Source organism: Geobacillus sp. GHH01, assembly GCF_000336445.1.
GTDB classification, from domain to species: Bacteria; Bacillota; Bacilli; order Bacillales; family Anoxybacillaceae; genus Geobacillus; species Geobacillus zalihae.
Genome location: NC_020210.1, coordinates 3,459,000 through 3,471,389, shown reverse-complemented (window position 1 = coordinate 3,471,389; position 12,390 = coordinate 3,459,000). Strand labels below are relative to the sequence as shown.

Here is a 12,390-nt window from a genome sequence, read left to right as displayed (position 1 = left end):
ACAAAGGGGAAGGGGAGAACGACGATGGAACGAAGCTTATCGATGGAACTCGTGCGCGTCACCGAAGCGGCGGCGCTTGCCGCCGCCCGCTGGATGGGGCGCGGGAAAAAGAATGAGGCTGATGACGCCGCGACGTCGGCGATGCGCGACGTGTTTGACACCGTGCCGATGAAAGGCACCGTCGTCATCGGCGAAGGGGAAATGGACGAAGCGCCGATGCTGTATATCGGGGAAAAGCTCGGCAACGGCTATGGCCCACGCGTCGATGTCGCTGTCGACCCGCTTGAAGGGACGAACATCGTCGCTTCCGGGGGATGGAACGCCTTGGCTGTCGTCGCTGTCGCTGACCACGGTCATCTGCTTCACGCGCCGGACATGTACATGGAGAAAATCGCCGTCGGGCCGGAAGCGGTCGGGATGATTGACATTGAGGCGCCGATCATCGACAATTTAAAGGCGGTGGCGAAGGCGAAAAACAAAGATATTGAAGACGTCGTCGCGGTTGTTCTCAACCGTCCGCGCCATGAGCGTCTCATTCATGAGCTGCGTGAAGCCGGCGCCCGCATTAAGCTCATCAATGACGGCGATGTCGCCGCCGCCATTAACACGGCGTTTGACCATACCGGCGTTGACATTTTGTTCGGCTCGGGCGGCGCGCCGGAAGGAGTGCTCGCCGCGGTCGCGTTGAAATGCCTTGGCGGCGAACTGCAAGGGAAGCTGCTGCCGCAAAACGACGATGAAGTCGAGCGGTGCAAACAAATGGGCATTGACGTCAACAAAGTGCTGCGCATGGACGATTTGGTGAAAGGAGACGACGCGATTTTTGCCGCCACCGGCGTCACCGACGGCGAGCTGTTGCGCGGCGTGCGGCTGAAAGGGGCGTACGGCCTCACCCACTCCGTCGTCATGCGGGCCAAGTCCGGCACGGTCCGCTTCATCGAAGGGCGGCACAGTTTGAAGAAAAAACCGAACTTAGTCATCAAATGATATCCTACCATCCGGCCGGGCGCCGGAGCCGCGCCTGGCTCGGAAAAACAAAAAAATATTGATTAAAAAGAAGAAAAAAGGGTAAAATAGTCGTGTTGCTTATGCAAAAATAAGCTCTGCCATTCTACTTCTTTATTTCATTTCAGCCTTCATCATCTTCGAAATGAATCCCTTCGCCTGTCGAATTGATGACCAATACGTCCGAACACGAACGATGGGAGAATAGGAAAATTTGCAAAGTGTGGTGTCAAGATGGAATTAACGTTAGCAGCACTAGAAAACATGAAATTGAAGGAGCTGTATGAGCTCGCCAAGCAATACAAAATTTCATACTACAGCAAGTTGACGAAAAAGGAGCTTATTTTTGCGATTTTGAAAGCGCGTGCCGAACAAGACGGCCTCTTTTTCATGGAAGGCATCCTCGAAATCATTCCGTCGGAAGGATTCGGCTTTTTGCGCCCGATCAACTATTCCCCGAGCTCGGAAGACATTTACATTTCCGCTTCCCAAATCCGCCGTTTTGATTTGCGCAACGGGGATAAAGTATCCGGCAAAGTGCGGCCGCCGAAAGAAAATGAACGCTACTTCGGCTTGCTTCATGTCGAAGCGGTCAACGGCGAAGACCCGGAAGTCGCCAAGGAGCGCGTTCACTTTCCAGCGTTGACGCCGCTTTACCCGAATCGGCAAATGAAGCTGGAGACAACGCCGGACAAGCTGTCGACCCGCATCATCGACTTGATCGCTCCCGTCGGCTTTGGCCAGCGCGGGTTGATCGTCGCGCCGCCGAAAGCTGGCAAGACGATGCTGCTGAAGGAAATTGCCAACAGCATCACCACAAACCACCCGGATGTCGAGTTGATCGTCTTGCTCATTGACGAACGGCCGGAAGAAGTGACCGACATCGAGCGGTCGGTGCAAGGCGATGTCGTCAGCTCGACGTTTGATGAGGTGCCGGAAAACCATATTAAAGTGGCCGAGCTTGTCTTAGAACGGGCGATGCGATTAGTTGAGCATAAGCGTGACGTCGTCATTTTAATGGACAGCATCACCCGCCTCGCCCGGGCGTACAACTTGGTCATTCCGCCGAGCGGACGCACGCTCTCAGGAGGGATCGACCCAGCGGCGTTTCATCGCCCGAAGCGGTTTTTCGGCGCGGCGCGCAACATCGAAGAAGGCGGCAGCTTGACGATTTTGGCGACCGCCCTCATTGACACCGGGTCGCGCATGGATGACGTCATTTACGAGGAATTTAAAGGCACCGGCAACATGGAGCTCCATCTTGACCGCTCGCTCGCCGAGCGCCGCATTTTTCCGGCGATTGACATTCGCCGCTCGGGAACGCGCAAAGAGGAGCTGCTCATCCCGAAAGAACATTTGGAAAAGCTGTGGGCGATCCGCAAAACGATGGCCGATTCGCCCGACTTTATCGAGCGGTTTTTGAACAAATTGCGCCGGACGAAGTCAAACGAAGAGTTTTTCGCCTTGCTCGATCAGGAGTGGAAACAGGGCGGCCCGCCCCGTCTGTAGGCAGTTGGCGGAATTTGCCGCGAATCGCCCGTTGCAAACTGACAGAAAAGCTGTTATAATCTTAACATGTGTGTTTTGGCTATCGCCTTTTGGTTTGTGCGATCCGTGATTTGCACCGGCTGGGTTCGCTTCGGTGGAGTCCCAGCTGTTCCATGCGCTGCGCCTTGCCAAACGGGCGGGCGCGCATAAGCATGAAGCGTTCCATGCTACGAATCACTCTGTTTCGATAAGATACAGGGCGGAAGGAGATGAAAACGATGAAACAAGGCATCCATCCAGAGTACAAAAAAGTCATCGTCCGTTGCGCATGCGGCAACGAATTCGAAAGCGGTTCGGTCAAAGACGAGCTGCGCGTGGAGATTTGCTCGGAATGCCATCCGTTCTTCACGGGCAAACAAAAATTTGTTACGGCAGCGGGCCGCGTGGATAAATTCAATAAAAAATACGGCCTTAAGTAACAAGGACGTGACGAAAGCAGGCAAGCGAAACTTGCCTGCTTTTTCGTGAGAGCAGATGGAAGGCCGGTTGCTTATCAAGCTGATCCCGCTGATCGTTGCGATGGCAGACGGCAAGGAGCGGCCGATGGTTTGAGGACAGTGTTGTGTGAAAGGAGAGGCCCCGATGTACGTGATGACGCAGTCCGGCTGGCTTGAGCTCATTTGTGGATGCATGTTTTCCGGCAAATCAGAAGAATTGATTCGCCGCGTCCGCCGCGCTCAGTTTGCCAAGCAGGAAGTGAAAGTGTTCAAACCGACGATCGACAATCGTTATAGCGAAGACGCAGTCGTGTCGCACAACGGCAATTCGGTGATCGCCATTCCGGTCGCGACGCCGGCGGAAATGTTCCGCTACATTTCCGCCGCCACCGACGTCGTCGCCATCGATGAAATACAGTTTTTTTCCGACGACATCATCGATGTGGTGCAAACGCTCGCTGATTGCGGCTACCGCGTCATCGCCGCGGGGCTCGACCAAGATTTTCGCGGCGAACCGTTTGGCCCCGTGCCGGCGCTGATGGCGATCGCTGAGTCGGTGACGAAGCTGCAGGCGGTTTGCACGGTATGCGGTTCCCCGGCCAGCCGGACGCAGCGGCTCATTAACGGTGCGCCCGCCTCTTATGACGATCCGGTGATTCTCGTCGGCGCCAGCGAGGCGTACGAGCCTCGCTGCCGCCATCACCATGAAGTGCCTGGCAAACCGAAAAAGCGATACAACCGCCCGCTTGCTGGACATACGGGTGAGTGATGGTGAGGCGGTCACTGATGTTGTTTGGCCGCTTTCATCGGCCAAGTGGCGAAGCGCAGCCATCGTTGATGGAAACGGTGCATATTCGTATGTTTCGCCGACCGAGAAGGGCGGAAGCGGCGCCATCATTCTCGCCCGTCTCGTGCGTCCATTCGCTATGGGAGGAAAAAGCGTTTGGCATGCGGCTCGTTCATCATTGATCGTTCGCTTGACTAGGCTGCCCCTTTTGTTCGTTCGCCGCAAAATAGACGAATGATGGCAGAAAGATTTATGGCTTGCCGTGTATCATTGACGGGCGATCATGGACATCCTAACAGCTAAGGAGGCGAAAAAGGATGAGACGCATCTGGCTGTTAGGAATGATCTTCCTGCTTTCGGCCTGTTCGCTCGCTCCGGATCATCCGTCCTACCGCCAGCAAAGCGAGGACAAAAACGGCGCGCGGCTGATGACGGACGGGCGGCCGAAGATCGACGCTGACAGAGACTTGTACAACAACTTCGACGATCCGGAAAACGTGCGGCAAAACCCGAATTTTATCAGCTTGACCGAAGGAAGCGAAAACCAGCGCGCCGATACGCGCAAGGCAGCACAACTCATCGAGCGGTACACCGATTACCACGCCGACTCCATCTGGTTTCACGGCGGCAATATGTATGTGACCGTTGATGCACCGGAAGAGCTGTCTGACGAGGAGCGGCAGCGCGAGGCGCAACGCATTGACAAGCTGCTGACAAAAGCAATCCCGACATACGAGGTCATCGTGCGCGTCAACTGAGAGCTCCCGCTTGCCAAAAGCGGGGGTTTTTGTTTGGCTTCATTTCATGCTATAATCTAAAATTAGACTGTGTGGGAAAAACAGAGGTGAATGATGTGTTTGATCGGTTGGAAGCTGTGGAGCAACGGTATGAAAAGCTCAATGAACTGTTGATGGACCCCGACGTCATCAACGATCCGAAAAAGCTGCGCGATTATTCGAAAGAGCAGGCGGATTTGGAAGAAACGGTGCAAACGTACCGCGAATACAAATCGGTTCGCGAGCAGCTGGCCGAAGCGAAAGCGATGCTCGAAGAAAAGCTGGAGCCGGAGCTGCGCGAGATGGTGAAAGAGGAAATCGGCGAGCTGGAAGAACGGGAAGAGGCGCTCGTTGAAAAGCTGAAAGTGTTGCTTTTGCCGAAAGATCCGAACGATGAGAAAAACGTCATTATGGAAATCCGCGCGGCCGCCGGCGGCGAAGAGGCGGCGCTGTTTGCCGGCGACTTGTACCGGATGTATACGCGCTATGCGGAATCGCAAGGGTGGAAGACGGAAGTGATCGAAGCGAGCCCGACCGGCCTCGGCGGCTATAAAGAAATCATTTTTATGATCAACGGCAAAGGGGCGTATTCAAAGCTGAAGTTTGAAAACGGCGCGCACCGCGTCCAGCGCGTCCCGGAAACGGAGTCAGGCGGGCGCATCCATACGTCGACGGCGACGGTCGCCTGCCTGCCGGAGATGGAAGAAATCGAAGTCGAAATCAATGAAAAAGACATTCGCGTCGACACGTTCGCCTCAAGCGGACCGGGTGGGCAAAGCGTCAACACGACGATGTCGGCCGTGCGCCTCACCCATATTCCGACCGGCATTGTCGTCACGTGCCAAGACGAAAAATCGCAAATCAAAAACAAAGAAAAAGCGATGAAAGTATTGCGCGCCCGCATTTACGACAAATACCAGCAAGAAGCGCGCGCTGAATACGACCAAACGCGCAAGCAAGCTGTCGGCACCGGCGATCGTTCTGAACGCATTCGCACGTACAACTTCCCGCAAAACCGCGTCACCGACCACCGCATCGGACTGACGATCCAAAAGCTCGATCAAGTGCTCGATGGGCATTTGGATGAAATCATCGAGGCGCTCATTTTGGACGACCAAGCGAAAAAATTGGAGCAAGCGAACGATGCGTCGTAACGTACATGAAGTCCTCGCCTGGGCTTCTTCTTTTTTGCGCGCCCACGGAAAAGAGGAGCGGGCGGCGGAGTGGCTATTGTGCCACCATTTGCGCACCGATCGGGCCGGGCTGTTCGCCCGTTGGCGCGAGCCGGTCGACGAAGCGGTATATGAACGATTTGCGGCCGATGTGCGCCGCCATGCGGTGGATCATGTGCCGATTCAATATTTGATCGGCTATGAATCGTTTTACGGCCGGTTGTTTCTTGTCAATCGCCATGTGTTAATCCCGCGCCCGGAAACGGAAGAACTGGTGCTTGGCGTCCTAAAGCGGGTGCCGCGTCTATTTGCTGGTCGGAAGCGGATCGATGTCGTTGACGTCGGCACTGGCAGCGGGGCGATCGCCGTGACATTGGCGCTGGAGAACAAAGCGTTGTCGGTGACCGCAACCGATATTTCCGAAGCGGCGCTCGCGGTCGCCCGTGAAAACGCCCGGCGGCTCGGGGCGAACGTTTCATTTTTGTGCGGCGATTTGCTGCAGCCGATCATGGCCATGGGGTGGACGGTCGATGTCGTCGTTTCCAATCCACCGTACATTCCAGAGACGGACGCCGCTATGCTTTCCCCGGTCGTCAAAAACTATGAGCCGCACACGGCGCTCTTTGGCGGCCGCGATGGGCTCGATTTTTACCGCCGCTTCGCCCGCGAGTTGCCGCTTGTGCTCGGCGCGCCGGCGCTTGCCGCTTTTGAAGTCGGCGCCGGGCAAGGGGAAGCAGTGGCGGCGCTCTTGGCCGCAGCGTTTCCAGAAGCCGAAGTGGAAGTCGATTTTGACCTCAACGGCAAAGACCGGATGGTGTACATGACGCGGCCGAAAAACGGGAAAACGTGTTAGATTGATAGGTTTAAAAACGAGCGGCGCCGTCCACAATGAAAGGTGAAAGGACGGTGCCGATGATGACCATCAAAGGAAATGCCATTGCCATATGTTTATATATCATTCTATTAACGACAGGCGTACTCGTCGAGCTGTACGGCCACAAGACGGACGCCGGGGCGAACGCGGCGGTCGCCATCCCTGATGAGGCAATCCGCCTGCGCATTTTAGCCAACAGCGACGCCGATGAAGACCAACAATTGAAGCGAAAAGTGCGTGATGCGGTCAATGCGCAAATCAACGGCTGGGTGGCCGAACTCACTTCGTTTGAGGAAGCAAAGCGCGTCATCCGCTCTCACCTGCCGGACATCGAGCGGACGGTCGCCCGCGTGTTGCGCGATGAACAAAGCGATCAAACGTACAAAGTGGAGTTTGGCCCGGTTCATTTTCCGACGAAAGTGTACGGCAACTACGTATATCCGGCTGGCATCTATGATGCCGTGCTGATCACGCTTGGGGAAGGAAAAGGAGCAAACTGGTGGTGCGTTCTGTTCCCGCCGCTTTGTTTTCTCGATTTTTCCAACAGCGATGCCGTCATGATGGCGGCGAACCGATCGCCTGCCGGAACGAATGAACCGGTGTCGGCTGGGAGCGTCCGGTCAATGGAAGCCGGGTCGAAGCAGAACAGCGAGTCGGCCGAAGCGGAAGCTGAGGCGATGCGAAGCGGCGAGCAGGCCATCGAGCGGGACGAACCGAAAGAGGAGAGGGGTGCGATGGCGGAAACCGAAGATCGCGCCGCTTCGTCCATCCATGCGGATGGCGAGAAGGACAAAGGGCACACTGATGATCAAGAATCGTCCTTCGTCGTCATGGCCGAGCCGGAACAGCCGGTGGAAGTCAAATTTTTCTTCAAAGAGTGGCTCAGCCATCTCATTCCATAAGCATCTATCCACAAAGTTATCCACAAAAATAACAAGTTTATTCACAATTTGTGTATAACTGTGGAAAGGCATCGGGCGGCGATCTGACGCTTGTAAAAAAAGCCGCCATTTTCAAGGCGAATCACGGCGATGGAGAAGGTGAAACGATTGAAAACGCGTGTTTGGGTTGTGGATAATATTGTTGATAAACAGCAAGTTTATCCACAAATACGAGAGGCGGTTGAATGGCTGCGGGCCGGGGAAGTTATCGCATTCCCGACGGAAACGGTGTACGGGTTGGGGGCTGATGCGGCCAATACAGCCGCGGTGGAAAAAATTTTCGCCGCCAAAGGGCGGCCGAGCGACAATCCGCTCATCGTTCATGTCGCCAGCATGGCCCAAGCGGAGGCGGTAGCCGCCTCGATCCCACCGATGGCGAAAACGTTGATGGAGCGGTTTTGGCCGGGGCCGCTCACGTTAGTATTGCCAAAACGGGCCAAAGCGGTGTCTGAACGGGTGACGGCCGGGCTGCCGACGGTGGCGGTGCGCATGCCGGATCACCCGCTGGCGCTGGCGTTGATCGAGGCGAGCGGCTTGGCGTTGGCCGCCCCGAGCGCGAATCGGTCAGGAAGGCCGAGTCCGACGACGGCGGCGCACGTGCTTGCCGATTTAGACGGGCGGATCGCCGGGGTGATCGACGGCGGGCCGACCGGCGTGGGCGTTGAATCGACGGTGCTCGATTGCAGTGGGGGCGTGCCGACGATTTTGCGCCCGGGAGGAGTGACGAAAGAGGCGCTTATTGAAGCGATCGGCCGCGTTGAAGAGGCCGCTGCTGTGGATGACGAGGCGGCGCCGAAAGCGCCGGGGATGAAATATACGCATTATGCGCCGAAAGCGCCGCTTTGGATCGTCGCCGGCCCGCCCGCGTTTTTGCAGCGGCTTGTCGATGAAAGCCGGGCGGAAGGGAAAACGGTCGGCGTGTTGACGACCGAGGAGAACCGGGATCAGTATGCGGCCGATGTCGTGCTGCCGTGCGGAACGCGCCAGGCGCTTGAGACGGTCGCGAGCCGGCTGTACGACACGCTGCGCCGATTTGATGAAACGAACGTCGATCTCATTTACAGCGAGGCGTTTCCGGAAGAAGGAATCGGCGCGGCGATCATGAACCGGCTCCGCAAAGCAGCCGGCGGACGCGCCATCAGCGAACAGCGGAAATGAAAGGACGGCCGTCTGTATAGATGCAGTGAACAAGTTTCACGTATCCTGGTCGAAAAAGCAGCTTGTCTATTTTTTGACGGTCGGAGGCAAGCCGCAGGCTTCTTCGTCGCGCCTTGGCGTGACGGAAGACCGAACGGAAACGCGCTTCACAGATCCATGTATGGGTTTGGAAGCGGCGTTGTTCGGTCGTGCGATAGTCGAGAAAACGGCTCTGCAAACGGTAAGGTTCAAATGGCAACTAGAGGATTTGGGGGATGCCGTTTCCAAGCGCGAAACCGGTCTGTTGTGGACCGGTTTTTTCTTTTCCGTCCGCCCGTCAATCAGGCGGCGCCCATTGGCTGCCCGCTCTGCTTCTAAACTGCCCTGGACGTGCATATGTTTAGCAATAAGGCCGGTCCGGGAGGGAAGAAACATGGGCGCATTCATCGGCGAAATCATCGCGCTGTCAATGATGGCGCTGGCGCTGGGCATGGACGCGTTTTCAGTCGCTTTAGGAATGGGGCTGTTGCGCCTCCGGCTGCGGCAAATGTTTTATATCGGGTTGACGATCGGCTTGTTTCATATTCTCATGCCGCTTGCTGGCATGGCGGTCGGCCGCCTGCTGTCGCGCGAGTTCGGAAGTGTCGCGACATACGCGGGCGGGGCGCTGCTGTTATGGCTTGGCGGGCAAATGATCATCGCCTCGTTCCGGAGGGACGATGGCTCACCGCTGTTTCCGCGTGGGGTGGGGTTGCTTTTTTTTGCGTTCAGCGTCAGCCTAGACAGCTTTTCCGTCGGGCTGAGCCTCGGCATTTTCGGAGCGCGGACGATGGTGACGATTTTGCTGTTTGGTCTGTTCAGCATGGTGCTGACATGGGTTGGGCTTTTTGTCGGCCGCCATTTTCAGCAATGGCTCGGTTCTTACAGCGAAGCGCTCGGCGGCAGCATTTTGCTGGCGTTCGGGCTCAAGCTGCTTTTTCTATAAACGGCGGCAGGCGGTTTTCCTTCAGTGGAAAAAAGCGGACTGCCTGCTTTTTTTGCGGCTCTTCACCAAAAGTTGTACTTGATTTTTTCTGAACATACCCTATTTACGCTTGTGAGGGAAAATCAGCACTTTTTGCCTATCCTTACGCAGGAAACCGCATTGCTTGTCAAGTACATGTTGTGGTGAAGAGCCTTTTTTTGCTCTTTTCCCTATGGTATATTGATGGTAAGTCATTGATGTGAAGAGGTGGTTGTATGCCATACCGCATTTTGTTCGTCTGCACGGGCAATACGTGCCGAAGCCCGATGGCCGCTGCATTGTTGGAGAATAAGCAGCTGCCAGGCGTCGAGGTGAAATCGGCCGGCGTGTTTGCGGCGGAAGGGAGCGAGGCGTCGGTTCACGCCAAGACGGTGTTGAAGGAAAAAGGAATCGAAGCGGCCCACCGCTCCTCGCAGCTGAAAAAAGAGCATATCGACTGGGCGACGCACGTGCTGGCGATGACATCCGGCCATAAAGAAATGATCGTCGAGCGTTTCCCAGAAGCGAAGGACAAAACGTTTACGTTGAAGCAGTTCGTCTCGGGAACAGACGGCGACATCGCCGATCCGTTCGGCGGGCCGATTGAAGTGTACCGGGCGGCGCGCGATGAGCTGGAGACGCTCATTGACCGCTTGGCGGAAAAGTTGCAAACAGAACAATGAGGTAAAGAAGTGAGGGGGAACACAAATGGGGGGGACAAGTCATCGGTTCGGTTTGCGCCTGAAGCTCGTCGTCTTTACGACAGCGTTGGCGCTGATCACGTATTCAACGAGCGCCTTTTTCTTGTACGTTTTGTATGATCAGTGGTTCGCCTCATGGAACAAAAGCGTGTTCACGATGATCGTGTTGCTCCTTGGCATCTTTTGGTCCGGAGTGCTTGCCTATTTGGCCGCTGGCTGGATTACAAGGCCGCTGCAACGGCTCGAGGAAGCGGCGGCAAAGGCGACGGAAGGGCATATCGATGAGGATGTTCCGCTGCCCTCTTCCCATGACGAAATTCGCTCGCTGGCTGTCGCGTTCAACCGGATGCTCGGCCATTTGCGCGCAGTCGTCGCCAATGTGGAAGAGAGCGCAGCGCGCACGACTGAAAAGACGGCGGAAATGAGGCAGGCGTCCGAAACAGCGTCAAACCGTGCACGCGATATTGCAGCGACCATTGACGACATTTCCAAAGGGGCGGCGTCTTCGGCCGAGGCGATTCAAGAGGCGGCTGCGGCGGCCGAGGATGTGCTCGCCATCGCAGTACAAGTAAAAGAAACAGCCGAGCGTGCGGAACAGTCGGTATATGGGATGGCCGAAACGCTGAAGGCAAGCCGCGATATCATCCATTCGCTTGTCAGCGGCATCGATCAGCTGGCTGACGATCAAGAACGGTCGCGGGCGGCTGTCAAGCAGCTCGAAGCACACGCCAATCAAATCGGCAACATTACGTTGCTTGTCGCGGACATCGCTGAACAGACGAACTTGCTTGCGCTCAATGCTTCCATTGAGGCAGCCCGCGCCGGCGAGCACGGCCGGGGGTTTGCCGTCGTCGCTGAGGAAGTGCGCAAGCTGGCTGATGAGAGCGCCAAGGCGGTCAAGAAAATCGCGGAACTGGTCGGCAACATTCAAAATGAAGTCGCCCGTGTGGTGGCGCAAATGGACAAGCAGGTGGCTGCTGCCAACGCTGAGGCGGCGAAAGGGGAGCGCACGAATGAGGCCATTGCGGCCATGGCGGCCTCAGCTGATGAAGTGATCCGCGCCGTCCATGACATCGCTGAGCTGGCGAAGCGTCAAATGGGGCATATGGAGCGGGCCGCGGCGCAGACGCAAGAAGTGGCGGCGATTGCTGAGCAGACGTCCGCCGGCGCGCTCGAAGTTGCGGCGGCGACCGAGGAGCAGGCCGCATCGATCAACGATGTGCATAAACTGGCTGGCGAGTTGGTTGAACAGGCCGAACAATTGCAGGCGGCTGTCGCCCGGTTCCGCACCCGTTGATGCACATGCAAATATGATTCATCGAAAGGAGGAAGGGCGATTCCTCCCTGGCTTTCGCTATCACTGCGAAGCCTAGGGCTCCCCGCCCGAACGTGATGAAAGTCGCTATTGCTTCTGACCATGGTGGAATTCGCATTCGTGAGGAAATTAAAGCACTGTTGGATGAAATGGGAATCGAGTACACCGATTTTGGCTGCGATTGTGAAACATCGGTCGATTACCCGGATTACGCGCTTCCCGTCGCTGAAAAAGTGGCGCGCGGCGAATTTGATCGCGGCATTTTGATCTGCGGCACCGGCATCGGCATGACGATCGCCGCCAACAAAGTGAAAGGGGTGCGCTGCGCCCTTTGCCACGACGTCTACAGCGCCAAGCTGACGCGCATGCATAACGACAGCAACATTCTCGCGATGGGGGAGCGCGTCATCGGCCCCGGCCTGGCGCGCGAAATCGCCAAGGCATGGCTTGAGACCGAATTTGAAGGCGGACGCCATGCGCGGCGAATCGGCAAAATCGCCGACTATGAAAACAAGCATTTGTAGGCGGAACCAGGGCCGCATCGGAGCGGATGCGGCCTGTGGGCCATAAGCGAAAGGTGTGGGCGTCTAGCTTCATGAGGGCAGCAGCGCAAAGGCTGGGAATTCGGCGATGTTCACAACAAACGCTGTTCATCTTTCGCGAATCATTGGTGAAAATACTAGAAGGCCATTGA

The 12,390-nt window shown here is 56.4% G+C and carries 14 protein-coding genes; all 14 read left to right on the top strand.

Features of this window, described 5'->3' with window-relative positions:
- Positions 1-24: 24 nt before the first annotated feature.
- The 14 genes from glpX to rpiB all read left to right on the top strand — a co-directional run bounded on the left by glpX (position 25) and on the right by rpiB (position 12,220).
- The gene (gene glpX / locus GHH_RS17170; protein ID WP_011232850.1) at positions 25-987 is read left to right on the top strand and encodes a class II fructose-bisphosphatase; all 963 of its coding nucleotides are present in this window, start codon (positions 25-27) and stop codon (positions 985-987) included.
- A 252-nt stretch (positions 988-1,239) separates the two neighbouring features.
- Positions 1,240-2,514 (top strand): transcription termination factor Rho, encoded by a 1,275-nt coding sequence (rho, locus tag GHH_RS17165; protein WP_011232849.1) that lies wholly within the window; start codon positions 1,240-1,242, stop codon positions 2,512-2,514.
- A gap of 257 nt (positions 2,515-2,771) precedes the next feature.
- Positions 2,772-2,972: a 50S ribosomal protein L31 gene (gene rpmE / locus GHH_RS17160; RefSeq protein ID WP_011232848.1), complete on the top strand. Its 201-nt coding sequence runs from the start codon at positions 2,772-2,774 to the stop codon at positions 2,970-2,972.
- A gap of 163 nt (positions 2,973-3,135) precedes the next feature.
- Entirely contained in the window at positions 3,136-3,759 is a 624-nt protein-coding gene (locus GHH_RS17155; protein WP_014196962.1) for a thymidine kinase, read from the top strand.
- Between the two features lie 17 nt (positions 3,760-3,776).
- Positions 3,777-3,959 (top strand): hypothetical protein, encoded by a 183-nt coding sequence (locus GHH_RS17150; RefSeq protein ID WP_014196961.1) that lies wholly within the window; start codon positions 3,777-3,779, stop codon positions 3,957-3,959.
- A gap of 135 nt (positions 3,960-4,094) precedes the next feature.
- Positions 4,095-4,535 carry a hypothetical protein gene (locus GHH_RS17145; protein WP_015376071.1) on the top strand — a complete coding sequence of 147 codons (441 nt, stop codon included), beginning with the start codon at positions 4,095-4,097 and terminating at the stop codon, positions 4,533-4,535.
- 95 nt (positions 4,536-4,630) lie between these two features.
- Positions 4,631-5,707: a peptide chain release factor 1 gene (prfA, locus tag GHH_RS17140; protein ID WP_011232845.1), complete on the top strand. Its 1,077-nt coding sequence runs from the start codon at positions 4,631-4,633 to the stop codon at positions 5,705-5,707.
- The gene (gene prmC, locus GHH_RS17135; protein WP_015376070.1) at positions 5,697-6,578 is read left to right on the top strand and encodes a peptide chain release factor N(5)-glutamine methyltransferase; all 882 of its coding nucleotides are present in this window, start codon (positions 5,697-5,699) and stop codon (positions 6,576-6,578) included. The genes prfA and prmC overlap by 11 nt, the downstream gene beginning before the upstream one ends.
- 59 nt (positions 6,579-6,637) lie before the next feature.
- Positions 6,638-7,501: a stage II sporulation protein R gene (gene spoIIR / locus GHH_RS17130; RefSeq protein WP_015376069.1), complete on the top strand. Its 864-nt coding sequence runs from the start codon at positions 6,638-6,640 to the stop codon at positions 7,499-7,501.
- A gap of 129 nt (positions 7,502-7,630) precedes the next feature.
- Positions 7,631-8,698: an L-threonylcarbamoyladenylate synthase gene (locus GHH_RS17125; protein WP_013146615.1), complete on the top strand. Its 1,068-nt coding sequence runs from the start codon at positions 7,631-7,633 to the stop codon at positions 8,696-8,698.
- 412 nt (positions 8,699-9,110) lie between these two features.
- Positions 9,111-9,662, top strand: a complete 552-nt coding sequence (locus tag GHH_RS17120; protein ID WP_011232841.1) for a manganese efflux pump MntP family protein — start codon at positions 9,111-9,113, stop codon at positions 9,660-9,662.
- Positions 9,663-9,916: 254 nt separating this feature from the next.
- A complete protein-coding gene (locus tag GHH_RS17115) occupies positions 9,917-10,363 on the top strand; it encodes a low molecular weight protein arginine phosphatase (protein ID WP_011232840.1) in 447 nt (148 codons plus the stop codon).
- 25 nt (positions 10,364-10,388) lie between these two features.
- Entirely contained in the window at positions 10,389-11,678 is a 1,290-nt protein-coding gene (locus tag GHH_RS17110; protein ID WP_015376068.1) for a methyl-accepting chemotaxis protein, read from the top strand.
- A 95-nt stretch (positions 11,679-11,773) separates the two neighbouring features.
- Entirely contained in the window at positions 11,774-12,220 is a 447-nt protein-coding gene (rpiB, locus tag GHH_RS17105; protein WP_023633289.1) for a ribose 5-phosphate isomerase B, read from the top strand.
- Positions 12,221-12,390: the final 170 nt, after the last annotated feature.

Excerpts from the sequence above, each read along its gene's own strand:
- glpX (WP_011232850.1), top strand. The coding sequence starts at position 25 with ATGGAACGAAGCTTATCGATGGAACTCGTGCGCGTCACCGAAGCGGCG.
- rho (WP_011232849.1), top strand. The coding sequence starts at position 1,240 with ATGGAATTAACGTTAGCAGCACTAGAAAACATGAAATTGAAGGAGCTG.
- rpmE (WP_011232848.1), top strand. The coding sequence starts at position 2,772 with ATGAAACAAGGCATCCATCCAGAGTACAAAAAAGTCATCGTCCGTTGC.
- GHH_RS17155 (WP_014196962.1), top strand. The coding sequence starts at position 3,136 with ATGTACGTGATGACGCAGTCCGGCTGGCTTGAGCTCATTTGTGGATGC.
- GHH_RS17150 (WP_014196961.1), top strand. The coding sequence starts at position 3,777 with ATGTTGTTTGGCCGCTTTCATCGGCCAAGTGGCGAAGCGCAGCCATCG.
- GHH_RS17145 (WP_015376071.1), top strand. The coding sequence starts at position 4,095 with ATGAGACGCATCTGGCTGTTAGGAATGATCTTCCTGCTTTCGGCCTGT.
- prmC (WP_015376070.1), top strand. The coding sequence starts at position 5,697 with ATGCGTCGTAACGTACATGAAGTCCTCGCCTGGGCTTCTTCTTTTTTG.
- spoIIR (WP_015376069.1), top strand. The coding sequence starts at position 6,638 with ATGATGACCATCAAAGGAAATGCCATTGCCATATGTTTATATATCATT.
- GHH_RS17125 (WP_013146615.1), top strand. The coding sequence starts at position 7,631 with ATGGAGAAGGTGAAACGATTGAAAACGCGTGTTTGGGTTGTGGATAAT.
- GHH_RS17120 (WP_011232841.1), top strand. The coding sequence starts at position 9,111 with ATGGGCGCATTCATCGGCGAAATCATCGCGCTGTCAATGATGGCGCTG.
- GHH_RS17115 (WP_011232840.1), top strand. The coding sequence starts at position 9,917 with ATGCCATACCGCATTTTGTTCGTCTGCACGGGCAATACGTGCCGAAGC.
- GHH_RS17110 (WP_015376068.1), top strand. The coding sequence starts at position 10,389 with ATGGGGGGGACAAGTCATCGGTTCGGTTTGCGCCTGAAGCTCGTCGTC.
- rpiB (WP_023633289.1), top strand. The coding sequence starts at position 11,774 with ATGAAAGTCGCTATTGCTTCTGACCATGGTGGAATTCGCATTCGTGAG.